This window comes from Funiculus sociatus GB2-C1 (assembly GCF_039962115.1).
Lineage (GTDB): Bacteria > Cyanobacteriota > Cyanobacteriia > Cyanobacteriales > FACHB-T130 > Funiculus > Funiculus sociatus.
This window is the reverse complement of sequence record NZ_JAMPKJ010000001.1, coordinates 111,801-134,400: the sequence shown is the minus strand read 5'-3', so window position 1 is coordinate 134,400 and position 22,600 is coordinate 111,801. Positions and strand designations below refer to the sequence as shown.

General features: G+C 44.1%; 19 protein-coding genes and 1 pseudogene. 13 read left to right on the top strand and 7 right to left on the bottom strand.

Annotated elements, in window-relative coordinates; all coding sequences use genetic code 11:
• Nucleotides 1–50 precede the first annotated feature (50 nt).
• Nucleotides 51–716 carry a TIGR00266 family protein gene (locus NDI42_RS00650; protein ID WP_190454096.1) on the bottom strand — a complete coding sequence of 222 codons (666 nt, stop codon included), beginning with the start codon at nucleotides 714–716 and terminating at the stop codon, nucleotides 51–53.
• A gap of 144 nt (nucleotides 717–860) precedes the next feature.
• On the opposite strand from NDI42_RS00650, the gene rsmA reads away from it, so the two are divergent.
• From rsmA to pth, 7 genes are all read left to right on the top strand, one after another.
• Nucleotides 861–1,676: a 16S rRNA (adenine(1518)-N(6)/adenine(1519)-N(6))-dimethyltransferase RsmA gene (gene rsmA / locus NDI42_RS00645; protein WP_190454094.1), complete on the top strand. Its 816-nt coding sequence runs from the start codon at nucleotides 861–863 to the stop codon at nucleotides 1,674–1,676.
• A 55-nt stretch (nucleotides 1,677–1,731) separates the two neighbouring features.
• Nucleotides 1,732–2,676 carry a 4-(cytidine 5'-diphospho)-2-C-methyl-D-erythritol kinase gene (gene ispE, locus NDI42_RS00640; RefSeq protein WP_190454091.1) on the top strand — a complete coding sequence of 315 codons (945 nt, stop codon included), beginning with the start codon at nucleotides 1,732–1,734 and terminating at the stop codon, nucleotides 2,674–2,676.
• A gap of 5 nt (nucleotides 2,677–2,681) precedes the next feature.
• Nucleotides 2,682–3,017 carry a DUF3082 domain-containing protein gene (locus NDI42_RS00635; RefSeq protein ID WP_190454087.1) on the top strand — a complete coding sequence of 112 codons (336 nt, stop codon included), beginning with the start codon at nucleotides 2,682–2,684 and terminating at the stop codon, nucleotides 3,015–3,017.
• 511 nt (nucleotides 3,018–3,528) lie between these two features.
• Nucleotides 3,529–5,193 carry an HD family phosphohydrolase gene (locus NDI42_RS00630; RefSeq protein ID WP_190454083.1) on the top strand — a complete coding sequence of 555 codons (1,665 nt, stop codon included), beginning with the start codon at nucleotides 3,529–3,531 and terminating at the stop codon, nucleotides 5,191–5,193.
• 551 nt (nucleotides 5,194–5,744) lie between these two features.
• Complete coding sequence (locus NDI42_RS00625; RefSeq protein ID WP_190427856.1) at nucleotides 5,745–5,969, top strand: DUF2811 domain-containing protein; 225 nt, start codon at nucleotides 5,745–5,747, stop codon at nucleotides 5,967–5,969.
• Nucleotides 5,970–6,035: 66 nt separating this feature from the next.
• A complete protein-coding gene (hemJ, locus tag NDI42_RS00620) occupies nucleotides 6,036–6,623 on the top strand; it encodes a protoporphyrinogen oxidase HemJ (protein ID WP_190437436.1) in 588 nt (195 codons plus the stop codon).
• A 46-nt stretch (nucleotides 6,624–6,669) separates the two neighbouring features.
• Nucleotides 6,670–7,317: an aminoacyl-tRNA hydrolase gene (gene pth / locus NDI42_RS00615; protein ID WP_242017595.1), complete on the top strand. Its 648-nt coding sequence runs from the start codon at nucleotides 6,670–6,672 to the stop codon at nucleotides 7,315–7,317.
• 91 nt (nucleotides 7,318–7,408) lie between these two features.
• Here the strand turns inward: pth and rpsU are convergent, their stop codons facing one another.
• From rpsU to NDI42_RS00600, 3 genes are all read right to left on the bottom strand, one after another.
• Nucleotides 7,409–7,591, bottom strand: a complete 183-nt coding sequence (rpsU, locus tag NDI42_RS00610; RefSeq protein WP_190427852.1) for a 30S ribosomal protein S21 — start codon at nucleotides 7,589–7,591, stop codon at nucleotides 7,409–7,411.
• A 530-nt stretch (nucleotides 7,592–8,121) separates the two neighbouring features.
• Nucleotides 8,122–8,439, bottom strand: coding sequence for an RNA-binding regulator (gene rbp, locus NDI42_RS00605; RefSeq protein ID WP_190454081.1), 318 nt, complete (start codon nucleotides 8,437–8,439; stop codon nucleotides 8,122–8,124).
• Nucleotides 8,440–8,683: 244 nt separating this feature from the next.
• Nucleotides 8,684–9,964: a hypothetical protein gene (locus NDI42_RS00600; protein WP_190454078.1), complete on the bottom strand. Its 1,281-nt coding sequence runs from the start codon at nucleotides 9,962–9,964 to the stop codon at nucleotides 8,684–8,686.
• A 433-nt stretch (nucleotides 9,965–10,397) separates the two neighbouring features.
• Here NDI42_RS00600 and NDI42_RS00595 point away from each other — a divergent pair, with 433 nt between their 5' ends.
• The 6 genes and pseudogenes from NDI42_RS00595 to NDI42_RS00570 all read left to right on the top strand — a co-directional run bounded on the left by NDI42_RS00595 (nucleotide 10,398) and on the right by NDI42_RS00570 (nucleotide 20,938).
• Nucleotides 10,398–11,753, top strand: coding sequence for a UDP-N-acetylmuramoyl-tripeptide--D-alanyl-D-alanine ligase (locus tag NDI42_RS00595; protein WP_190454075.1), 1,356 nt, complete (start codon nucleotides 10,398–10,400; stop codon nucleotides 11,751–11,753).
• A gap of 73 nt (nucleotides 11,754–11,826) precedes the next feature.
• Nucleotides 11,827–12,386, top strand: a pseudogene (locus tag NDI42_RS00590) (3'-5' exonuclease).
• 295 nt (nucleotides 12,387–12,681) lie between these two features.
• Entirely contained in the window at nucleotides 12,682–13,683 is a 1,002-nt protein-coding gene (locus NDI42_RS00585; RefSeq protein ID WP_242017594.1) for a BMP family protein, read from the top strand.
• Between the two features lie 63 nt (nucleotides 13,684–13,746).
• On the top strand, nucleotides 13,747–16,959 hold the full coding sequence (locus NDI42_RS00580) for a PAS domain S-box protein (protein WP_190454068.1): 3,213 nt from the start codon (nucleotides 13,747–13,749) through the stop codon (nucleotides 16,957–16,959).
• A gap of 188 nt (nucleotides 16,960–17,147) precedes the next feature.
• On the top strand, nucleotides 17,148–19,619 hold the full coding sequence (locus tag NDI42_RS00575) for a sensor histidine kinase (RefSeq protein WP_199311100.1): 2,472 nt from the start codon (nucleotides 17,148–17,150) through the stop codon (nucleotides 19,617–19,619).
• A 110-nt stretch (nucleotides 19,620–19,729) separates the two neighbouring features.
• The gene (locus NDI42_RS00570; protein ID WP_190454065.1) at nucleotides 19,730–20,938 is read left to right on the top strand and encodes a DUF3747 domain-containing protein; all 1,209 of its coding nucleotides are present in this window, start codon (nucleotides 19,730–19,732) and stop codon (nucleotides 20,936–20,938) included.
• Nucleotides 20,939–20,957: 19 nt separating this feature from the next.
• Here NDI42_RS00570 and NDI42_RS00565 read toward each other — a convergent pair whose 3' ends face one another.
• The 3 genes from NDI42_RS00565 to NDI42_RS00555 all read right to left on the bottom strand — a co-directional run bounded on the left by NDI42_RS00565 (nucleotide 20,958) and on the right by NDI42_RS00555 (nucleotide 22,530).
• On the bottom strand, nucleotides 20,958–21,110 hold the full coding sequence (locus NDI42_RS00565; protein WP_190427845.1) for a hypothetical protein: 153 nt from the start codon (nucleotides 21,108–21,110) through the stop codon (nucleotides 20,958–20,960).
• A 47-nt stretch (nucleotides 21,111–21,157) separates the two neighbouring features.
• A complete protein-coding gene (locus NDI42_RS00560) occupies nucleotides 21,158–21,712 on the bottom strand; it encodes a GNAT family N-acetyltransferase (RefSeq protein ID WP_190454062.1) in 555 nt (184 codons plus the stop codon).
• A 242-nt stretch (nucleotides 21,713–21,954) separates the two neighbouring features.
• Nucleotides 21,955–22,530 carry a DUF924 family protein gene (locus NDI42_RS00555; protein ID WP_190454059.1) on the bottom strand — a complete coding sequence of 192 codons (576 nt, stop codon included), beginning with the start codon at nucleotides 22,528–22,530 and terminating at the stop codon, nucleotides 21,955–21,957.
• Nucleotides 22,531–22,600 lie beyond the last annotated feature (70 nt).

Sequence of the window (22,600 nt, the reverse complement as noted above, 5' to 3'; positions counted from 1 at the left end):
TAAATTTTATTTTTTAAAAACTCAAATAGCCTTCAAAATTAAAAACTTTATTACCGTAATTTTGGGCTTAAATACTTCACTAATCCCCCAACACTGCGAGACTGTAAATAAATCTCCCCTTGACCAGTCAGACGGTTTACTAATCCTTCCCCCGACGTGACAGAACCAATCAATCCGCCAGCCAACCCAATATTCATTTTGATTCCTGGTTCATAAGCAACTAAATGACCGCTATCTACTACAAATTCGCCAGAAATACGTTTTTGAGTAATGCCACCATAAGCCCCAAAAAACACTTGTCCCTGACCGTTTAACTTCAGCTTAAACAGTCCTTCTCCTGATACCCAGCTCTTGAAACCTGCCCACTGTACTCCCATATTTACGCCTGGAGTATGGGCAATATAAGCACCGGGCTGGAAGCAAATTTCCCGTCCACCCCGTAAATCAATACAAACTATATCGCCAATGGTGGATTGAGTTAAAACTAACTGCAATGGTTGCTGTGAATTGTTAGTAAAAACATTAACAAAGAATGATTCTCCACCAAAGAATTTCTTTAACAGTCCTGAGATGAAACCACCGGAAAACTCTGTTTTTATGGACAGTTGAGCATCCATACTGGTCATAGCTCCCGCCTCAGCCGTGAGGCTATCACCCGGATTCAAGGTGACAAAAACAGAGGCAAAGGCTGGTTTGTAACGAATTTCGTACTTCACCGATAAATCTCCTGCTTTTGGTGGATGCAGATATATACAAGCTTGACAGAAGTTTTTCCGGTGTCCAGATTTCTTAAGGAAAATAGATACATCTTAAAACAGGTTAAACGTGTAGCTGGTATCGCTCCCCAGTACAATCAAGTTATGACCCCTCAACCTAGAAAACAATTTGCTCAACACTGGCTGCGAAGCGACAAGGCGCTGAATCAAATTGTCGCCGCAGCTGCTTTATCGAAATGCGATCGCGTTCTGGAAATCGGCCCCGGTACTGGTATCCTGACTCGTCGCTTATTGCCCCTGGCTGAATCGGTTGTCGCTGTCGAAATTGACCGCGATTTATGCCAACTGCTGGCTAAACAACTCGGTAAGGTGGAAAATTTTCTCCTTCTACAAGGCGATTTTCTTTCCCTCGATTTAGACACTTCTTTAACTTCATTCCCAGCCTTCCAAAATCCAAATAAAGTTGTTGCCAATATCCCCTACAACATCACTGGCCCAATTTTGGAAAAATTGTTAGGTACAATTTCCCAACCCGCAGCCAAACCGTTTGATTCCATTGTGCTGCTGGTGCAGAAGGAAGTAGCACAAAGGCTGTATGCTAAACCAGGCTCGAAAGCATTTGGAGCTTTATCGGTGCGGGTGCAATATCTAGCAGAGTGCGAGTTAATTTGTATTGTGCCAGCAGGGGCGTTTCATCCGCCGCCCAAGGTTGATTCAGCGGTGGTGCGTCTGCGTCCGCGAATGACGGAACCACCAGCTGATGACCCCAAGCACCTAGAGACTTTGTTAAAGTTAGGCTTTGCCGAAAAGCGCAAAATGTTGCGAAATAATTTGAAAGGCATAGTAGAACGCGATCGCCTCACCCAATTACTGGAACAATTAGAAGTAAACCCCCAAGCCCGCGCCGAAGACTTAAGCGTTGCTCAATGGGTAGCCTTGAGTAACTTGGATCTTGCCTAACAACTAAAGTCGCCGCCACCCTTCCTGGGTGCGGGCATCCCTTACCGACTACACTATGCGTTCCTACTCCCTGATTTCCCCAGCCAAAATTAATCTGTACCTGGAAATTATCGGCGATCGCCCGGATGGTTATCACGAACTGGTAATGGTGCTGCAAAGCATCGGCTTAAGCGATCGCATAAATTTGCGATCGCTTAGCACCGAAATCATCCGCGTCCAATGCGATCATCCCGAAGTGCCGCAAGACAAAAGTAATCTTGCTTACCGCGCGGCAGAGTTGATGGCAGTAAAATTTCCCGAAGCCTTTGCCCAGTATGGCGGCGTTGAAATTGCCATAGAAAAACAAATTCCCGTGGGGGCTGGACTCGCTGGCGGATCTAGCAATGCCGCAGCTGTTATCGTCGGGATAGATTTGCTGTGGCATCTGGGACTCACTCAGTCGGAATTGCAAGAATTGGCTGCAAAAATTGGCTCAGATGTTCCTTTTTGTATCGCAGGCGGCACAGCACTGGCAACTGGGCGGGGTGAGGAACTTTCTCCTCTGCCTAATTTGGATCGTCTCTATGTCGTCTTGGGCAAGTACCGCAATCTTGCGGTTTACACTCCGTGGGCTTACCAAACTTACCGACAGCAATATCTCAGTTCCTACGTTAGGGATGCTGATAGTTTGGAAGCACGCAGGGAACGAGTACATTCTGGGCCAATGGTGCGAGCTATCTACAATAAAGATGGAGCAAAAATCGGTCAACTGCTGCACAATGACCTAGAGAAAGTCGTATTGCCAGAGTATCCCCAAGTATTGCGACTGCGGGAAGCTTTCATCAGTGCTGGTGTCTTGGGAACCATGATGTCGGGTTCCGGGCCAACAGTATTTGCACTCTGCGAAACAGAAGCCCAAGCACAACAGGTACAGCAGCAAGTTAGACAGTCAATTCTTGACCCCAATTTAGACTTGTGGGTGACTGGGGTAACAACTAACGGTATTCATGTTTCAACTTAAAATTTATGACTGACCCTACTCCTACACAAAATCCAGTTGTCCAACCAGCCGAAACACCAACGACTCCTCTACGCTGTTTGACTGGGGCGTTGATTGCAGGAGGAATGGCATATTGCCTCTACTTGCTCACCGTCTCGATTTCTCAAACTTTTGCCGCTAAGCCTATTTCATCAGATAACGTTACTGCGATCAATATTGCGATCGCTGTTCGTACTCTCGTTGTTGGTATGAGCGCACTGGGAACATGTATCTTTGGTTTAGTAACTCTTGGTCTTCTTGCCTTAGCTATTCAAATTACGTTTCAACGCCTGACAAACCGGACACCACCACCAACTCAATAGTATAAGTAGGTAGACATAATTCAACTTGAATAGCAAGGAGTCCCCTACCATATCTGTACTCGGATTGGTGGAGGGAGGCATAGCGCGTAAATTACGAAACGTCCTCCAACTAATATTCGCGCCCCGGCGGATCAGGAAAGGAAGACAGTTAAGTAATTTACAATTTTCATATATTGAAATATCCTGAGAGGATAAAGTTTTCCTTTCCCTAATTTTACTTGTTCTTTTTTGCGCCCCTTAAAAAAATATTTATTCTTTATAATTAATTGTTAATGTTTCATCATTTCTTTAAAAATTATGCTAACAGATGATGGCTAATAGCAGATGATAGTAATATAAGAAGCATTGAGTGCTTAACGCGGAAAATCAAGCTGAGATATTAGTAGGTTAACAGATGAAATCAAAGACGGCAAAAATAAACCGATCTTTGCCCATCGCTTAGCTAGAAGTTGAGCAGGGGAAAATTTTTATAAGTAAAATAACTTGACTGTAATCAAAGGGTGCAATAATTATGATAATTTCCCATTGCCAGACGACAGCTAAAAACCAGATGTATCTGCCCCAAATAGAGCAACCAGCAGAGCTAATCGAGCAACTTTTGGCGATAGGGACAGCACTTTCGGGCAGTCAAGATTTAGGAGAATTACTAAATCTGATTTTATCTAAGAGTCGCGAGATTACTTGTAGCGATGCGGGAAGTGTTTATTTAATAGATCGAACTGAAGACACTCCCAAGTTGGTATTTAAGGTAGCACAGAATGATTCTCGATCGAGCGATTCCTTTCGAGAGTTCTGCGTGCCGTTAACTCCAAAAAGTTTGGCAGGGTACGTGGCGCTGACGGGTGAAAGCTTAAATTTGCCAGATGCTTATAATTTACCTCCAGATGTTCCCTACCAGCTGGATCGCAGTTTTGACCTGAGCATTCCCTACCACACGCGCTCAGTGTTGGTGCTGCCAATGCAAGACGCTGAAGGAGAAATTATCGGGGTGCTTCAGCTGATCAATCGCAAGATTAATATTAATGCGGTTGTAACTCCGGAAAATGTGCGGGATGTTACTCAACCTTATTCGGCGTGGGAAGAATACGTTGTGCGAAGTCTTGCTTCTCAGGCGGCGATCTCTATTGAACGCAATCAATTACAAAAGAGTATTGAAAATCTCTTCGAGGGCTTTGTTAGAGCTTCTGTTCAGATTATTGAAGCGCGAGATCCCACAACATCGGGGCATTCTGAGCGAGTTGCAGACTTGGTGGTGCGTCTGGCTCAAGAAGCGAGTACAGTCACCACAGGGCCATTGCGGTTGATTTATTTTAGCGATCGCCAAATCCAAGAAATTCGTTATGCAGCACTGTTGCATGACTTTGGCAAAGTAAGTACACCAGAAGCTATTTTAGGCAAGCAGAAAAAACTTTATCCAGCGCAGCTGGAGGTGATTCGGAACCGCTTTGCGGTAGCGCAGCGCACCTTAGAAATGGAATGCGCCCAGAGTAAGTTTAAATATTTAATTGAGCATCCCAGCCACCGCCACAATGATTCGGAAAACGTCTGTTCCCACTGCCAACAACTGCAACAATTAGATAGCCAAGTTGAAGATGCGATCGCTAAACTCAATGAATATTGGCAGCTATTACTAGAGGCAAACGAACCCCATATTCTAGCCCAAGAGCTTCCAGAACGACTCAGAGAGTTGTCTGAATACACCTATCAAGATGTTGATGGTGACATGAAGCCGCTGATGTCACCTCAAGAATTGTCTCAACTTATGGTGCCTAGAGGTAATTTGACAACCGCAGAGCGCTCGATAATCGAAGCCCACGTCACCCACACCTACGAATTTCTCAAGCGAATTCCCTGGACAAAGCATCTAAAAAACGTTCCCCTAATTGCTGCTTTGCATCACGAAAAACTCGATGGTAGTGGCTATCCCCAAGCCTTAACACAGGCAGAAATTCCCATTCAAACCCAGATTTTGACGATTGCAGATATTTACGATGCACTCACAGCAAGCGATCGCCCTTATAAACGTCGATTGCCTGTTGAAAACGCGATCGCCATTCTCAGAGCAGAAGCAGCTCAAAGCAAAATCAACACCGATCTAGTCACCCTGTTCGAGCAACGCCATGTTTTTGCTGCTTTGGGTCACACCCTCTCAATTGAAGCTCATTCAGCAGCTTAGGGGCGAACACGGCGGTATTCAGCCTGAATATGGCTCTCACGCCCCGAATCGCCATTTGGCAATTTTTGTCACATTTTCGCCCTAATTACCGAAAACTTGTTAATAACTAATGCCACAGACATCGCGCCTGTGCTACAGACTAATAATAATTGATGACTTTGCAATTCTTATCTTTAACCCAAATTTTCCCCACCTATTCCCCAACGTTTCCACAAAGCCGTTCAACTTTTTCCACAGGTTAAGAGAAGTTTTCCACAGGGTTTAACGGTCGGATCGGGTCTTGCTGTTCTAGTGGGGATTTTTAAAAAGATACTGACTCGCCTGGGATGGACTGAGTTTTAGTAAAGATAGGTAACAAAAAGCGGCCGAAAAAGCTGATTCTCTCGTGAATATTTTTTTTGCGTACAGGTGACTGTAACATTTCGCAGCATTGACAGGGTGGGGAAGAGAAGCCGACAATGATGCGACAGTCAGTTGTCCGTAAGCGTTGAAACGTTTCAACTTTCCAACTCTTAGCTGACCACAGGCCACAGACCACAGAAAGGAGTTCTATGAACGCAACAATCAGTATCCTGGCAGAAATCCCTGAAGAACTACACGAATCTCTCAAAAACTACCTAGAAACTCATCCTGATTGGGATCACGATCGCGTTTTTGCCGCAGCGCTGTCCCTATTCTTGCTGCAAAATGGTAATGGCAACAGCCCAGAAGCTTCGCAAAGTTATCGCAAAGCAGCACGGGTTTATCTGGAAACCCTTTTCCAGCATACAGTTTGAGAAATAGCGCTGGATCTAACAAAAACTTGTTGATATTGTCGGATTTGACTGTAGAGGACACGATAAATGGCTTATTTCTGGTATAAGGCTTTTCACATTGTCGGCTTTGTGGTCTGGTTTGCAGGCTTGTTTTACCTGGTACGTCTCTTTATCTATCACGTAGAGGCGGGTGAGCAGCCAGAACCTGCCCAAACGATTCTGAAGAATCAGTATCAGATTATGGAAAAACGCCTTTACAAAATCATCACGACACCAGGAATGATAGTGACGGTAGCGATGGCGATTGGTATCGTTACTACTGAACCTGAAGTTCTCAAGCAAACTTGGTTGCATATCAAACTCGGTTTGGTGGTTGTTTTAATTGGCTACCATCATTATTGTGGTCGTCTCCTCAAACAGTTAGCCGAAGATCGATGCACTTGGAGTAGTCAGCAGTTACGGGCTTTGAATGAAGCCCCTACTTTACTGCTAGTTGTAATTGTTTTGCTGGCTGTGTTTAAAAATAGTCTGCCTTTAGATATCACCACTTGGACGGTCGTGGGTTTAATTATTACTATGGCAGCTACTATTCAGTTGTATGCGAAAAAGCGTAAGCGGGATCAAGAAAAACTCCAGAATGAGGTTCCCCAACAAGAGGCGCAACAAACAATATAAAACGAGGGTGCGATCGCTACCGTTTAGTGATTACTAGCAATTGACAATGAACAATAGACAAATGACCGCTGATAACCCAGATGCAACACCCGCTTTAGTAATTCCCCAGTTGATTGTTGGTTTGGGGAATCCAGAACCTAAGTATGACAAAACGCGGCACAACATTGGTTTTGATGCGGTTGATGTCCTGGCCCGTTCTTGGCAAATTCCTTTGAGTGAAAATCGCAAGTTCCAGGCGCAGTTTGGCGAAGGGCGCGGATTACACGGAGACAAGATAAGATTACTTAAGCCCCTCACTTACATGAATCTCTCAGGACAGGCAATTCGCGCTTGTGTTGATTGGTATAAGATTCCCCCAGAGTCGGTGCTGGTGATTTACGACGATATGGATTTACCTCTAGGGAAGATTCGCCTGCGCCTTTCGGGTTCGGCTGGCGGACACAACGGGATGAAGTCAGCGATCGCCCATCTCGGTAGTCAAGATTTCCCCCGTCTGCGGATCGGTATTGGCAAAACCAAAGCAGAACAGGACACGGTTGCTCACGTCCTGGGTAAATTTTCCTCTGCTGAAAATCAAGTTTTGTCTGATGTCCTGCAACTGGTAACTCAGTCAGTGGAAGTAAGCCTCAAGCAAGGGGTTGAGAAGGCTATGAGTCTTTTCAATAACCGCTCTGTTATCCCCAATTCGCCTTAGAAAAGAATACGGTTCACGAAGAAGTTAAAATCCAAAACCTGTAACTATTCTTCAATGAACCGTATTGGTTTTTGCCTTAAAAGGAGTCGCCTTAACGAAAACGTCTTGTTTTGCGGCGCGCAGTAGTTGCCTTGCGCTTACGCTTCTCTAGGGGAGTTTCAAAGTGCCGCCGATACCTTGCATCTGCTAATATTCCCGCTTTGGAGACTTGCCGCTTAAAGCGCCGCAGTGCTGATTCTATTCCTTCATTTTCGCCTAAAACCACTTGGGTCATTCTTGTTGATTCCTCGCTAATGTTGATTGATTGACTGTTAGTGTGAGTGTCACCCACGACCACTTGTTCTATGTTGTAATACTTGGATCGCGGTTTTTGCTCCCTAGAGCAGCTTAGCGAAGCTACTCTTAGTAGCCATCTTCCATTCTTCGGGTAAATCCGGCAGTGCCGTCTCCCGACTTTCCTACATACTTGCAGAGCATTTCTGTAGTGTAGCTATTGATTTGAAGCTTTTTGCCTACTCTTTCTTTTACCGTACAAAGCGTTTAGCTCTAGCTTTGTAGCGGGTCTAGGACTTACAGGAGCAGCCCTACCATTATTCAGTCGGTTTTATCCTAAGATATCTCCACCCCCCAAAGGGCGATCGCACTTTAATCCAATCCGCCCTGAATTGCATTAATTTTACCACGAGCGCCCAGCATCCCATTTCACACCACATCTAGTGTTGTCGCCGAATGACAGGCATATCTTTACACAATTTTGACTCAAAAGGGGGCTGGCTTATTTGTGATCCCCAGTCCCCTTTCAAGTCAAAAGCGCCGGGAAGAGAATTTTCCGCCCCCTGGGCCGCCCCGGCTTCCCGCAGGACGGCCGCCGCCCCCATCTTCACGGGGTTTGGCTTTATTCACTTTCAGGGTGCGGCCCATCCATTCTGCTCCATCTAAAGCTTCAATCGCAGCTTCTTCTTCAGGATCTGTTGCCATTTCAACAAACCCAAAGCCACGCATCCGCCCTGTTTCGTGATCCGTAGGCAATTGAACCCGTTTAACGGTTCCGTAGTCTGTAAATACAGATGTGAGGTCGTCTTGCGTAACTTCGTAGGATAGGTTCCCTACATATATCGACACGGAAATAACTCCAACATTCACTATTTTGAGAGACTCAGTTTCGGAGGTTTGCCTGCCGACACAGATAAATAAACTTGCTGTGCATTAAACAAAGCTTTCCGCCGATCCAGATTCACGAGCGATATTATAACACAAACTATTTTATTACAATAAACTTAACCTGCCTACTTTGCAGGATTTAACAAAAGTGGCGATCGCTTCGTGCGCCCGACCGAATAAAAAAAATAACAAATCTGATTTTAAATTACATAATGTGGCTCAGACAGGAAACATCAGCATCACCAAAGTGAAGACTCAAAGCCACATTCATATTTTCTAGAGATTTGACTAACCACGGTACACCATCCCTGGCGTAAGCTTCATAGTGGTTAAAAAGAATTGAAAATCGCTTTTCTAAATAGGGCTTGACTTTGCGGCACAGTAGCACGATTTTCAAAAGCATACCGATTGTGCAAGTTGCCCCCAAGTTGGTAATCAGATCCACAAACACATAGTGATTCGGTCGCTGCGGACTTTCCACTACTAAGAAGTTCAAAATCTGGCTGCAAGTACGCACGATCAGAAATTCGCTGGGTCTTTGACAATCGCTACTTGGCAAAGTGTTCTTCAGTTGGGCATACAATCGGTCATTAAACTGACGTTTGCCATATTCAGGGTCAATAGAAGATGTCAAGTATTCGTATAAATCCCATTTAAAAGCTCTATACGAGGGTGTCTGGCTAGTATGGGTAATGAAGCTTTGGGATAAATCCCGATAGCTATGGGAGCCTTCGACTTTGCCGACAAATTGCTTGAGAGCAACACCCAGTTCGCGATCGCTTAGTAACGTTGGATTATGTACTGGCTGTATAATTCGCTCAGCTCCGACTGGGGAAGTCTTACGTGACATTTGCGCTCGTCGCACTTGATAAGTCACATACTGAGACAGATCAACTTCAAAATCTCGCTGAATCCGAGACTGAATTGCCCTGACGGTTTGCTGATGTTCGTAAGAACTATCTTCACTCAGCAGGCAATGTTCGTATAAGTAGGGATACCTGCGAATTAAGCTACCCAAAGGCTTAGAGCCATTGCCACTCGCCTCTGCCGCTTCAGTCATAACTTGAGCTAGGCGGCGCAGCGTCAGATATTGCTCCGTCTGGTTAAAAATCCTCACCAGTTCTCGGAAGCGTCTTGCTGAACGAGAGCGAACTGTTCCCACGCTTGGAGGATGCTCAAATATATCTACCAAATCGGGGATAGACGCTTGGAGTTGCGGGTGCATCTGCCAGCGATTGATCAGAATGTGGCAGCAGCGATTGATAATAAACCGAAATTCCTGCTCAGCCTGCTTGGAACTAGCAATCCTCTCCAGAGCCATCCAAATTCTTGGCTCGGAGTATCCCACTCCATCCATAAATAGCTGACGAAATCGCTCGATCATCCGACTGGGTGACTCTTCTTGTACCCAGTGAAGCAGATGCTCGTAAAGCTGCTGCTCTTCAATGCTAGTTTGTCGATGGTAACAGTCTGTCCAGGTAGTCACGTCAAGAAAGCCCCCCTACGTGCAAATGTTAGGGCTAAGTGTATATTAGTTTCGTTAAGTCAGTGTAGATTGCAAATTGAACTGTGATGTAGTAGACGCTAGATAACAAGAGGCACCCTAGACAAAACCCTGATTTTGGGGGCTATACTCTATACTCCTATAAGCTAAGAGATTTTCGCCCAATTAGAGCATATCTTGACTAACTCTTTAAATGGCTCAGCAAATTTGCGGCAATATTGTGAATTTTTTGTGAAGTAACTGTATAGCTTCGGCAAAGCATCAAGTTAACCTCTCAAAAATCTATATCTACGGTAGGTAGACCCAATAGTGGCTGAATGTGATGTAAGTCACTGATAAAAATGCCTATTTTGTTGTGGTGCTGGGATTGGTGCATGATTAGGATTAATCTGATTGAAGTTTGAATTTAAGCTGTATGTCTTTTCACGTCCTCCTCTCGCAACTGGCTGAAATTATAGCGGCAGGTTCAGTAAACTTATCTGACGATCTCTTAACGGCAGATGTTGCAGGGATTACAACCGACACACGCACTCTAAAGGCGGGAGAAGTGTTTGTGGCACTGCGTGGAGAGAACTTTGATGGACATGAATTTGTGGAAACTGCCTTTAGAAAAGGTGCGATTGCTGTCATTACAGACTACAAAATGCCAGGGGCTATTCCGCAATTACACGTAAAAGACACGTTGACAGCATATCAGGAGATAGCTCGGTGGTGGCGATCGCAATTTAAAATACCAGTAATTGGCATAACTGGCTCCTGCGGTAAAACTACTACTAAAGAATTAGTTTCGGCAGTTTTGTCCTCTACCAAAGGGAATACTCATAAAACTTTATTCAATTACAACAATGAAATTGGTGTTCCCAAAACTTTGTTAAAAATGTCACCGATTCATGACTATGCCGTAATTGAAATGGCAATGCGGGCAAAAGGTGAAATTGCGCTGTTAACACAGATTGCGTGTCCGACAATTGGGGTAATTACTAATGTGGGTACAGCCCATATTGGGCGGCTGGGTTCAAAAGAAGCGATCGCACAAGCAAAATGTGAATTACTCGCCGAAATGCCCTCCAGCAGCATCGCTGTTCTTAACCACGATGATCGCCGCCTAATGGAAACAGCCGCCGGGGTTTGGCAAGGGCAAACCATCACCTACGGTTTGGAAGGCGGAGACGTGCGTGGCGAGTTAATTGATAACGAGACATTATTGGTTGAGGGGATGCGGCTACCTTTACCGCTACCGGGGCGACACAATGCGTCTAATTTCCTAGCAGCCTTAGCGGTGGCTAAAATTCTCCAACTAGACTGGACACCGTTTAAGGCTGGTTTGGCGGTTAATTTGCCTTCTGGGAGGGCGCAGCGCTACAATTTGCCCAACGACGTTGTAATTCTTGATGAAACTTACAATGCTGGCTTAGAATCTATGCTGGCAGCGCTGCAATTGTTGGCAGAGACACCGGGGAAAAGGCATATTGCAGTTTTGGGGACGATGAAGGAATTGGGAGAGCAAAGTCCCGAATTTCACTTCGCAGTGGGAGAGGCGGCGCGAAAGCTCAATCTCGACGCTTTGCTGATTTTGGTAGACGATAAAGAAGCAGAAGCGATCGCGCTTGGTGCTGCACCTTTACCAGCAGAGTGCTTTACAACACATCAAGCTATTGTAGAGCGTTTGAAAGAAATGGTAGAAGAAAGCGATCGCATCCTCTTCAAAGCCTCCCATTCCGTAGCACTCGATCGAGTTGTAAATCAGTTTTGTGCTGAATTTACTGCCTAATTAATATCATCCACCAAAATACCGTAACGACACCCATAAGGGGTATCCGTCCCAAGCAAGGAGTCAATCCAAAGTGGCTAAGAAATTAGATCAAATAATTGTGGTTGATATTGAATCAACTTGCTGGGAAAAAAAACCACCAGAAGGGCAAGAAAGCGAAATCATCGAAATTGGTATTTGTCCGCTTGATGTCCCTTCTGGAGAAAGACTGGAAAAAGAAAGTATACTCGTGAAACCCGAACGCTCCCAAATAAGTTAATTTTGCACCAATTTAACAACTTTAACCCAAGAACAAGTTAATCAAGGGCTACCCTTTGCAGAGGCTTGTTCAATTCTAAAAAAAAATACCTAACTCAGCAGCGAGTTTGGGCAAGCTACGGGGACTACGATAGAAACCAATTTCAAAAACAGTGCCAATCTCATTCTATAAAATATCCTTTTGGTTCCAGACACATCAATGTAAAAACACTTTTTAGCCTTATTCATACCTTGCCTGAAGAAGTAGGGATGGACATGTCCTTAGAAATATTGAAATTACCCCTTGAAGGAACTCATCATAGAGGAGGCGATGATGCTTGGAATATAGCCGCTATCTTGTCAAGATTAGTATTACAAAGAAGAAATGTTAATTAGCATTTTGATACACCACATTTGAAGAGTGAATTCTCGTTCCCAGACTGAGCCTGCGAACGCCGATATGGAGGTCGAGCCTCCAACAACGTTTCAAAAAACACAGACATGAGGCAGAACCTCATATATAGCGTTCCCAGGCTCAGTATAGGAACAAAAATAGACGATATAAGAAATCATAGGCATAATAGCATTTGATCCATTACAAAGCAGTGCACCCGGTTGGGCTATCTGGAGATAAAGTCCAAAGTTGCCAGCTGTCTATTATGGATGGCTAATAACTAATAACCAATGACTAATGACTAAGAAAATTATTTGTCTGCTTTTAACCTTGCTGCTCGTAGCCTGCGGTACAACTGCAAGCGACATTACACGAACCGCCCAAGTGAAACCGGGTGCTTTTAAGGTAGCGGCGATTTTTCCCGGAGCTGTGGATGACAAAGCTTGGAATCAATCAGGTTATGAAGGATTAAAGCTAATTGAAAAAGAACTTGGCGCTGAGGTGGCTTATGCTGACAGTGTGCCAGGAGCCGATGCTGAAAAACTTTTTCGTCAATATGCTAAAAAAGGTTTTGATTTTATCATCGGTCATGGTGGGGAATATATCGCAACAGCTAAAGCTGTATCCGCAAAATTTCCACGCAATAAATTTGCGGTTATGAGTAGTGATGCTGGCAACAATAAAAATTTTGGCGCTTTGGCGTTTCGGGCTGGGGAATTAGGGTATTTAACAGGAGTAGTAGCAGCCCTGAAAACAAAAACTAATAAAGTTGCTTACATTGGCGGTCAAAAATATGCAAGTTTGGAAGAGGAAGCTACCTTATTTGAACGAGGTGTCAAGCAAATTAACCCCTCAGCCGAAGTATTCATCGATTGGGTGGGAAGTTGGACAGATGCAGACAAAGCCAGCCGAATTTCTCAAAAGTTAGTGGCGGCAGGCGTTGATATCATAACGGTCAATGCTGATACTGCTTATAAAGGTGTTATAAAAGTTGTTGCTGAAAATAAAGGGGTTTATGCTATTAGATGGAATCATGCCATTCCTGGGCTTCCAGAGCAACAAAAACCACCCCCAAAAATAATTTTAACTAATGCCATGCAGCAGGTTCCTATGGTAATGCTCGAAGGAGCAACTTTGGTAGAGCAAGGGCGTTGGGAGGGCAAGCAGTATAAATTCGGGTTGCAAGAGGAAATCCAAGATTTGACTCCTTTCTATGGTTCGCTTACGCCAGAACAAGAAGAATTTATAAACTCCCTGAAGGAAGATATTATTACTGGAAAAATCGATGCTACACATTAGTTATTAGCCATTACTTAAATTTAAAGGAATTAGTGGGTGAAAGAGATTTCTAAAGGAGGCACGATGAACCAACGAACTATAGGTAGTGGTTCACGGCTAGGGGCAAGTCATGAATTGCCTCTAAGAATGGATAGAGGTTCGCCACGTTCTGGTGTGTTTTCTATTGCCAATCAACTTAGATATGGTTTGGTACTGCTAGTAGTTTTAGCTTTATTAATCACATCAGGAATGTTAATTTCTTTGAGCTTCCAGGCTCAAATAGAACAGGTAGAAGTCGCCCAGCAAGAGCGAAGTTTGGTTGCTGCTGGCGAGATTAATGCTTACTTGGATGACTTGCAGCGTAAACTGAGTTACCTTGCTAGAGTGCAAGGCTTGACGGATTTTTCACCGGAAATTCAGCAAACTTTGTTGGAAGCGCTGACGCGCCATAATAGTGCTTATGAAAAAGTGGCGATTTTCAATAAAAATGGTGAGGTTGTTTCTGAGTATTCTCCTTATGATGATTCAAAATTCTCTCACCCGGATGATTACCGCTCATTTGGGCGAGCTTTTAAACAAAAAGAAGACATTGTTAGCCCAGTTAGAATGGACGCTGCTACAAAACTTCCAGTTGTTACCTTAGCGTTACCAATTCGCAACCAGCAGGATCTAGTAGATGGCGTTTTGATGGCGCGGATTAATTTAAACTTTCTCTGGTTTATTGTATCTCAAATTGATGTTGGTAAAACTGGTTACACTTATGTAATTGATAACCGCAAGTATTTAATTGCTGAAAAAGGGATAGCACCTAATAATTATAAGTTACACGACATTTCAAACTACACTTTTATCAAAAAATTAACAAAATTGAAGGGTGCGAAAACTCTAAAGAATTATCAGGGGTTGAAAGGGGTGGAAGTGGTGGGTGCGATCGCGCCCATTCGCAGTGTACGCTGGAAGGTGGTGGTAGAACTTCCTACGGCTGAAGCTTACGCTCCTGTGCAGAGAATGCTTTTCGTGATGGGTATAGCCTTGAGCGTGGCGATGCTGCTTGCGGCTGAGTTAGGTTGGTTCTTCTCTCGGCAAATTGTATCACCTTTGCAGCGTTTGACGCAGGCAGCAGCCAAAATTAGCGCGGGAAATTTGGATACCCAGGTGACAGTTAACCGCCACAACGAAATGGGAGTATTAGCAACAACTTTTAATGAAATGACAGCTCAGCTGCGCGGACTGATTAAAGAGTTGCGTAAGGAGCGAAATTTCGTTTCCGCAATTTTGGATACAGCGGGTGCTTTGATGATTGTGGTTGATAGACAAGGGCGAATTATTCGGTTTAATACAGCTTGTGAAGAAATAACTAATTACTCGTTTGCAGAGGTAAAAGATCAGCCTTTTTGGGATATTTTTCTAATTCCAGAGGAAGCAAAATCTATTAAAGATATTTTCGATCAGTTGCACACTGGTAAGTTTCCCAAAACCTATGATAATTATTGGACTACAAGGGATGGAACGCGGCGGCTAATTAGTTGGTCAACTACTGTTCTACTCGATGCTGATAGTTCGATTAAGTATATGATTGGCACCGGAATTGACATTACTGAACGTAAACGTGCGGAAGAGGCGTTGTTACTTTCAGAAGAAAAGTTTTCTAAAGCTTTTCTTTCTAGTCCGGATTCGATTGCTATCAGTACGATCAAAGATGGACGTTATGTAGAAATTAATGAAAGTCTTTTACGAACGACTGGTTACACTCGTGAAGAGCTAATTGGACATACCGCCATTGAATTAAATATATGGAACAATCCGGAAGACCGTCTTAAGATGATAGATATGTTGCAAGAGGCGGGAAATATTCGCAATTTAGAATGTGAGTTTCGCAAAAAGTCTGGTGAGGTGGCTATAGGATTACTCTCAGCAGAAATTATTAATTTTGGCGATGAATTATGCGTGTTGGCTGTTGTTAACGACATCACCGAACGCAAAGCTGCGGACGCGCAACTACGCGACGCTTTAGAACGCGATCGCTTACTTGGTGTCATTGCTCTGCGGATTCGTCAATCCCTCGATCTCCAGCAAATTTTAGATACTACTGTCAGCGAAGTCCGAAATTTTCTTTCAGCAGATCGGGTTTTTATCAGTCGTATCTATGACGATTTTCAGGTTGTTGCTGAGTCGGTTATTCCGCCGTGGCGACCTATTCAAGAATGGACTCCCAAAAATGAAGAACATTATCAAGCAATTAGGAAAGTTTTTGAAAATAAATCTGTCCATGTTGTCAAAGATACCTCTCAAATAGAGATTTCTTCAGTTGTTGCAGAGGATTTCAATAATTATCAAATTAGAGCTTTCTTGGCTGTACCAATTATTCTGGATGAGGAACCTTGGGGACTGTTGATAGTCGATCAGTGTACGTCACCGCGTGATTGGCAGCAATCTGAAATTGATTTGCTATCATCATTGGGAACGCAAGTGACTATAGCTATTAAACAAGCAAAACTCTACCAAGAGGTACAGGACTTAAATGCTCGGTTAGAACGTAAAGTGGAGGAACGTACTGCTCAACTTTCTCAAAAAATGCAGGAACTCAAAGAGCTAAATGAACTCAAAGATGAGTTTTTACACGCAGTTTCTCACGATTTGCGTACCCCGATTATGGGTATGTCTTTAGTGGTAAATAATTTATTAAATAAATCAGGGGAAACAATCCCGATTTCTCGCTCAATTTTAGAGCGAATGATCCAGAGTAGCGATCGCCAACTGAGTTTGATTAACTCTCTCCTCGAAACCCACTCCAGCGAAGTTCGAGGCGTTATCCTCAATTACCAGCTAGTACAACTGGGTCAGCTAACTTCAGCGATCGCTCAAGATATGGAACCACTGCTCCTGAAAAATCAAGCTACCCTGAACAACTTAGTTCCAGCTTCTTTACCAGGCGTGACAGCAGATCCATTGCAGCTGAGACGAGTATTTGAAAATCTGCTCACCAATGCCCTAAATCATAACCCGCCCGGACTTATTCTCACCCTGCAAGCCACAGTTGAGGAAGAAATGGTTCATTGCACCGTTGCGGATAACGGCGTGGGAATGAACCCCGAAGCGTGCGATCACCTGTTCGAGCGTTATGTTCGCGGTTCCCGCGCCCGTTCAACTGGCATCGGTCTAGGGTTATATCTTTGTCGGCAAATCATCACAGCTCATGGCGGACAAATTGGTGCTATTAGCGCCCCCGGAGCCGGAGCAACTTTTTGGTTCACATTACCCCTGTTCGCGTCTCCTACTGAAGAAGTAGGTAATTAGTAGGGGCGAAGCATTCGCGCAGATAGATTATCAGTAAGTTGTAAATTGTTATACGCAAATGCTTTGGCCTTGCAAGTTATGAGTGACTGGCTAAAAATCACCCAATCGGGTGAGTCAGCAGCACGAAGCGCGATCGCGACCTCTTCTCTTAACTTGGAAGAGTAGAAGTGTACGTGCAGGAAAATTCCATGTTTAAAAAAAAAGTTGTGACTAATGAAACTGCGCCACTTGCTGCTCATCTGTCACTCATTAAATGCTATCGAGAAAATATGATTTCTAATTTAGAGTATTTACAAGCTTTACGGAATTGTTGCCGAAATGAAGCTGCTTTTGAAGAACTTAAACACCTCCTAACTTTGGCTGGGCAAAGTATTGAGGAAATAGCTATACCAAATCAGCTTCATGAACCATCTGCGAACAACCTCACCCCGCCTCCGGCTCCCCTCTCCGCTTGTCTAGAGGGACTGGGGGCGCGGTGTTTTAATGATGGGCTAACCGGGCTAGATATCAGTGTGCCATCAACACAAATTAATACAGATTTTCAGTCACAAAATGTTGCTCATTCTTGGGATTTTCTCCCAACAGAAGCCTCAATCTCCCAATCTGTCCCAGAATTAAACAAAATTGCCGCCAACAAGCTCGGAATAATTTTTAAACTTATAGAGCGTAACGATAACTCTCGATGGTTACTATTTGCCCATGCAAGCTGTGAAGAATTATTAGAATTAACGTCCCATTCAGCTCGCTCTAACCTAATTTTGTTTAGGAATCTGGTTCACCCTGAAGATCGGGAATCTTATGAACAATCGCTGATTGATTCGGCGGATAACTTACAGCCGTGGATTTGGGAAGGTCGGGTAATTACCAAATCAGGTAAGTTGAAATGGTTGCAAGGCGCTACCCGCCCTATTGTGCAGGCGAATGGCGATATATTTTGGAATGGTTTGCTGATAGATATTACCGAGCGGAAAGCGTCGGAAGAAGCGCTTTTGCTCTCAGAAGAAAAATTTTCTATAGCCTTTCGTCATAGTCCTGATTGTATCAGTATTACTACATTTAAAGAGGGACGCTATCTGGAGGTTAATGATAACTTTCTGGAGCTTAGTGGTTATCTTCGGGAAGAGGTAATTGGGCATACTGTAGCTGAGATAAATGCCTGGGTAAATCCAGAAGAACGTATAAAAATGCAACAAATGTTGCTAGAACAAGGTGCAGTTCACAACCTAGAATGTCAGTTTCGCAAAAAGTGTGGCGAAGTTGTAGCAGCCCTCTTGTCAGCAGAACTTGTTAATATTAACGGCGAGTCATCCGTGCTTGCTGTAGTTACTGATATAACTGAGCGCAAAGCTGCTGAAGCTCTGGTTAGAGTCGCAGCCGAGCGCGATCGCTTACTTTATGAGATTGCTTTAAAAATTAGGCGATCGCTGGATCTAAATGAAATTCTGAACACTACTGTAGCGGAAGTCCGACAATTTTTGCAAGCTGATCGCGTCTTCATCAGTTACTTTGATGAAGATGGACACGCACGAGCCGTAGCCGAATCTGTAGATCCCAATTTTAATTCAATTTTGGGATGGGTTACGGATGACATGGCTTTTAAGGAAGTTAAGGAAATTTTTGGTGGCAATTCCATTCGAGTTATCAACGATACAACCCCAATAAACAAATCTCCCTTTTTAGCAGAATACTATCACCGCTGTCAAGTAAAAGCTGGTATTGGTGTACCGATTATGCTAGGTGAAAAACTGTTTGGGTTATTGATTGCCAATCAATGCTCTGCACCTCGTGAATGGCAGCAATTTGAAATTGATTTGATAGATCAACTGGGAATTCAGGTAGCGATCGCTATTCAGCAATCTTCTCTTTTCCAACAAGTACAAACCCTCAATACTAATCTGGAACGCCAAGTAGAAGAACGCACTAATCAGTTACAGCAAAAAATGCAGGAATTGCAAGAGCTAAACCGCATTAAAGATGTTGTTTTACATACAATTTCTCACGACCTCCGCACATCTGTCCAAGGAACTGTAATGGTTTTCAAAAACTTGCTTTGTTCGCCGGAAGAGAAATTAACCATTTCTCGCTCTATTGTAGAACGAATGATTCAAGGCAACGAGCGCCAACTATGTATGATTAACTCCTTGCTTGAAAGCAATTCTACGGAAGTTCAGGGAGTTGTAATTCAGCGAAATTTTGTCCAGTTAAATACAATTTTACCAGCAATTCTCATAGACTTAGAACCACTGCTGGCGCAAAACCAAGCAACTCTGACCAATTTGGTAAATTGGGATTTACCATTAGTTATGGCAGATCCAACTCAGCTACAGCGAGTTTTAGAAACCCTCTTCACTACCACCTTAAAACACAACCCACCGGGACTGAATCTGACTCTCAAAGCTACAGTAGAGCATCAGACAATCCGCTGCACCCTGGAAGATGACGGTGTAGGGATGAGTCAGCTAGAGTGCGATCGCTTATTCGATCTCTACGTGCGCGATCCCCAATCTCGCTGCTCAACAGGCACTGGTTTAAAACTACATCTGTGTCGGCAAATTATTACTGCTCACGGTGGACAAATTGGCGTAACAAGTCGCCCAAATAGGGGGACAACTTTCTGGTTCACCTTACCCTTGGCAACCCTAGAACGACAAGGCATTTAGCAGCTTTGTGTCATCGATTCTGATGGCAAAAAATGTGGGAACTTTTGAGCGGATAATTGTATCACATATCTAAAGAAGATAAATCCATCTGAATCATTAAGCTCCTCACCATGACTTTGACTTCAAGCTCCTCCAAGCGTCTACTTCGGTGGTCAATTGCAGCCATAGCCACCGTAGTCTCAACACTAAATGTCGTAAACCCCAGCCACGCTGCCACTTTTGATCAAAAAGAAGTTGAACAATCTAAATTTATTGCCGTAGCCGCACCTTATGGCACAAATAGTCATCAACTATTGATTTTGGAACAGATATCAGACAAGCAGCAGTGCTGGAGCGAAAACGGAGCCAGCCCCGTCATAGTAGATCCGCTACTTGTGAACTTTGACTTCAGTGGCATTTGCGGACGCAGTACGGACAGCAACGGCTATTCTATCCGGATGGCGGGTACAGATTTGGGACTGAAGTACAGCTTCAACATCGTCAAAAGCGGTAATGACTTTGTGCTAGTTGGGAAAAATTTGAGCGATCGCAACGCTCCGGTCATCGAAATCGGTAGAGCCAACGGCATCAACAACGGCTTCGTGAAAATCAATCTCGATCCGGCTTGGCGGTTTGCCAAAAGAAGCTTCAACGGTAAAACACTAGGTCACGTCTATCTTACTAGCGACCAAGCACCACCCCCCGGATTTGGCGATATTGCCACACCTCCAAGCGGAACCTCTTCCTTCCGAGACATCGCCACAGATGTCTATGCTAGAGAAATTGAACAAGCAGTATCCCTTGGATTCGTCGCCGGGTTCAAAGAAGACAATACCTTCCGTCCCCAAGTCGCTTTAACTAGAGAACAACTGGTATCTATGGTATTGGAATCATTAACCAAGCTACCGAGTGCTAACGTCACAATTCCCACCCAAGCATCATCCCGACCATATCCCGATGTCGATGCTACGCGCTGGAGTGCTGCTAAAATTCAATGGGCGCGGGATAACAAAATTGTCAGTGGCTATCAAGACGGCTCATTTAAACCCACCCAACCAGTCACCAGAGCCGAACTATTAGCAGTATTGCGACGTGCTGCGGAATTTGGGAAAAATATGCGCGGACTCCCCACAGAGCTTGCTGTCAAGAACTCAGCTAAAACCTTCTCAGACACAGAAAAACACTGGGCAGCATCACTGGTTAACCAAATGTCTTCTTATTGTAATGTTGCCTCCCCAGTAAATGAAACTGGCAGCAAGTTTGAGCCAAACTCTGCCACTCGTCGCAACTACGCCGCCGCCGCCACTTTGCGAATGCTTAACTGCGTTAAATCGGAATAAGGGGCTGGAACTGGGAACTTTATCCTCGTTCCCATCCCCTGCGGGAACGAGGTAATAAACCATCCACGCTTCTAGGCTTGCGATCGCTTGTAATATGCAACCGCGTGTAACCATCTGCCGCACTTAGATAACCAGTTTCATCCGCTACCGATTCCAACGCCTTTACCGTCATAGTTTCCACGCTTGGTAATTGAAATATTTTATTCTCGTTAAGAAGCCTTATTCCTGGGAATGATTCAGGCGAGGCAAAGCCTCCAGGTATTGCGAATTTTGTAAGATATCAATTGCATAAACGCGAATATTTTTTCCCCACAGCGTTGATTCTTTTTCGTAATTTAAACCAACTTTAATGGCAACTTTTTGAGACGCTATATTTCCCGGATCTATTAACGATATAAGACGGTTACAACCAACTTTTTCAAATCCATAATCTCGAATTGCACAAGCCGCTTCTGTTGCCAAACCTTGCCCCCAGTATTCTTTGGCAAGTAGATAGCCAATTTCAACTTCTTGCTCTCCATCCACCAACTGAAGGCTTAATCCGCATCTACCAATAAATTTATTATCGGCTTTGTAAATGGTTGCCCACAAACCGAACCCGTTTTTATCGTAACAATTGATTATCCGCTCAACCTGTTGCTTTGTCTCTTCGTATGTCTGCGTACTGGGATAGAACTTCATAACAACAGTATCGGCGTAAATCGTCGCTAAGTCGTCCGCGTCATCTAAGGTTAAATGTCGCAGAATCAATCGCGGTGTTTCAGCTACAATCATCTGCTTTTTGATTTGCTGTTATCAACAAAATTATTCCCAAAAGTAACGCCTATTAACGAGAAAAACAAGAGGGCGTAACTACTCTCGTGCCAAGTATAGTTGCCCTCTTGTTCACATTAAATGTTTCCTCCAAACCCGGTTTCAAAGAAGAAACCGGGTTTCTTACTAAGAGCGCGGCGCAACCCAACTTGCTTAGCCTGTCCAGGCTAGGAGGGGCGCGGTTGGGGGAGAGGTTTTTAGTGTTAAAAAGATGATCCGGGCTGCGTGAGAAATTCTGCCTCTTCGGGTGTTGACTTTCGACCCAAAATCAGATTTCGATGGGGAAAGCGCCCAAAACGCTCAATTACCTCCAAGTGTCGAACTGCGTAGGAAATAGTGTCAGCACTATCAGGGTCATCACTCAGTTGCTTAAACAACTCCAGCGACTGACGCTGATGATTCAAATCTTCACTGTGTTCAAAAGGTAAGTAAACAAACCATCGCTGCACTGGTAGCAGTTCTTTATCAAAATTATTAACTACAGCATACTTTGCTGCTGCAAGTGCTTGCGGGTCTGTGGCAAAGGCTTGGGCAGTACCTCTGAAGATGTTGCGAGGAAATTGATCCAACAAGATAATTAAAGCTAGGCAACTGTGGGGTGAAGACTTCCAGTAATCTAACTGACCCGCAGCTGCTAGTTCGTAGTCTTGTCGGAAGCGAGTTTGTATCTCTTGGTCAAACTCCGGTTTTTTTGTAAACCATACCTGACGCGGTTTGCCATAACCCGGCTCATCTTCTCGTCCAAACCAAAAATCTAAAATCTCATTGACTTGTGACATCAGTTTTTCCTGGGTGCTGCTGAGGATAGATGTTATAAAATATACGTTCTATAGCGCGACAGAGCAGGGA

Bases quoted from the DNA above. Each gene is read 5' to 3' on its own strand.
- NDI42_RS00635 (WP_190454087.1), top strand. From the start codon at position 2,682: ATGACTGACCCTACTCCTACACAAAATCCAGTTGTCCAACCAGCCGAA.
- hemJ (WP_190437436.1), top strand. From the start codon at position 6,036: ATGGCTTATTTCTGGTATAAGGCTTTTCACATTGTCGGCTTTGTGGTC.
- NDI42_RS00570 (WP_190454065.1), top strand. From the start codon at position 19,730: ATGACTTTGACTTCAAGCTCCTCCAAGCGTCTACTTCGGTGGTCAATT.
- ispE (WP_190454091.1), top strand. From the start codon at position 1,732: ATGCGTTCCTACTCCCTGATTTCCCCAGCCAAAATTAATCTGTACCTG.
- rsmA (WP_190454094.1), top strand. From the start codon at position 861: ATGACCCCTCAACCTAGAAAACAATTTGCTCAACACTGGCTGCGAAGC.
- NDI42_RS00595 (WP_190454075.1), top strand. From the start codon at position 10,398: ATGTCTTTTCACGTCCTCCTCTCGCAACTGGCTGAAATTATAGCGGCA.
- NDI42_RS00630 (WP_190454083.1), top strand. From the start codon at position 3,529: ATGATAATTTCCCATTGCCAGACGACAGCTAAAAACCAGATGTATCTG.
- NDI42_RS00555 (WP_190454059.1), bottom strand. From the start codon at position 22,530: ATGTCACAAGTCAATGAGATTTTAGATTTTTGGTTTGGACGAGAAGAT.
- NDI42_RS00585 (WP_242017594.1), top strand. From the start codon at position 12,682: ATGACTAAGAAAATTATTTGTCTGCTTTTAACCTTGCTGCTCGTAGCC.
- NDI42_RS00625 (WP_190427856.1), top strand. From the start codon at position 5,745: ATGAACGCAACAATCAGTATCCTGGCAGAAATCCCTGAAGAACTACAC.
- pth (WP_242017595.1), top strand. From the start codon at position 6,670: ATGAACAATAGACAAATGACCGCTGATAACCCAGATGCAACACCCGCT.
- rpsU (WP_190427852.1), bottom strand. From the start codon at position 7,591: ATGACCCAAGTGGTTTTAGGCGAAAATGAAGGAATAGAATCAGCACTG.
- NDI42_RS00575 (WP_199311100.1), top strand. From the start codon at position 17,148: ATGTTTAAAAAAAAAGTTGTGACTAATGAAACTGCGCCACTTGCTGCT.
- NDI42_RS00560 (WP_190454062.1), bottom strand. From the start codon at position 21,712: ATGATTGTAGCTGAAACACCGCGATTGATTCTGCGACATTTAACCTTA.
- NDI42_RS00565 (WP_190427845.1), bottom strand. From the start codon at position 21,110: ATGACGGTAAAGGCGTTGGAATCGGTAGCGGATGAAACTGGTTATCTA.
- NDI42_RS00580 (WP_190454068.1), top strand. From the start codon at position 13,747: ATGAACCAACGAACTATAGGTAGTGGTTCACGGCTAGGGGCAAGTCAT.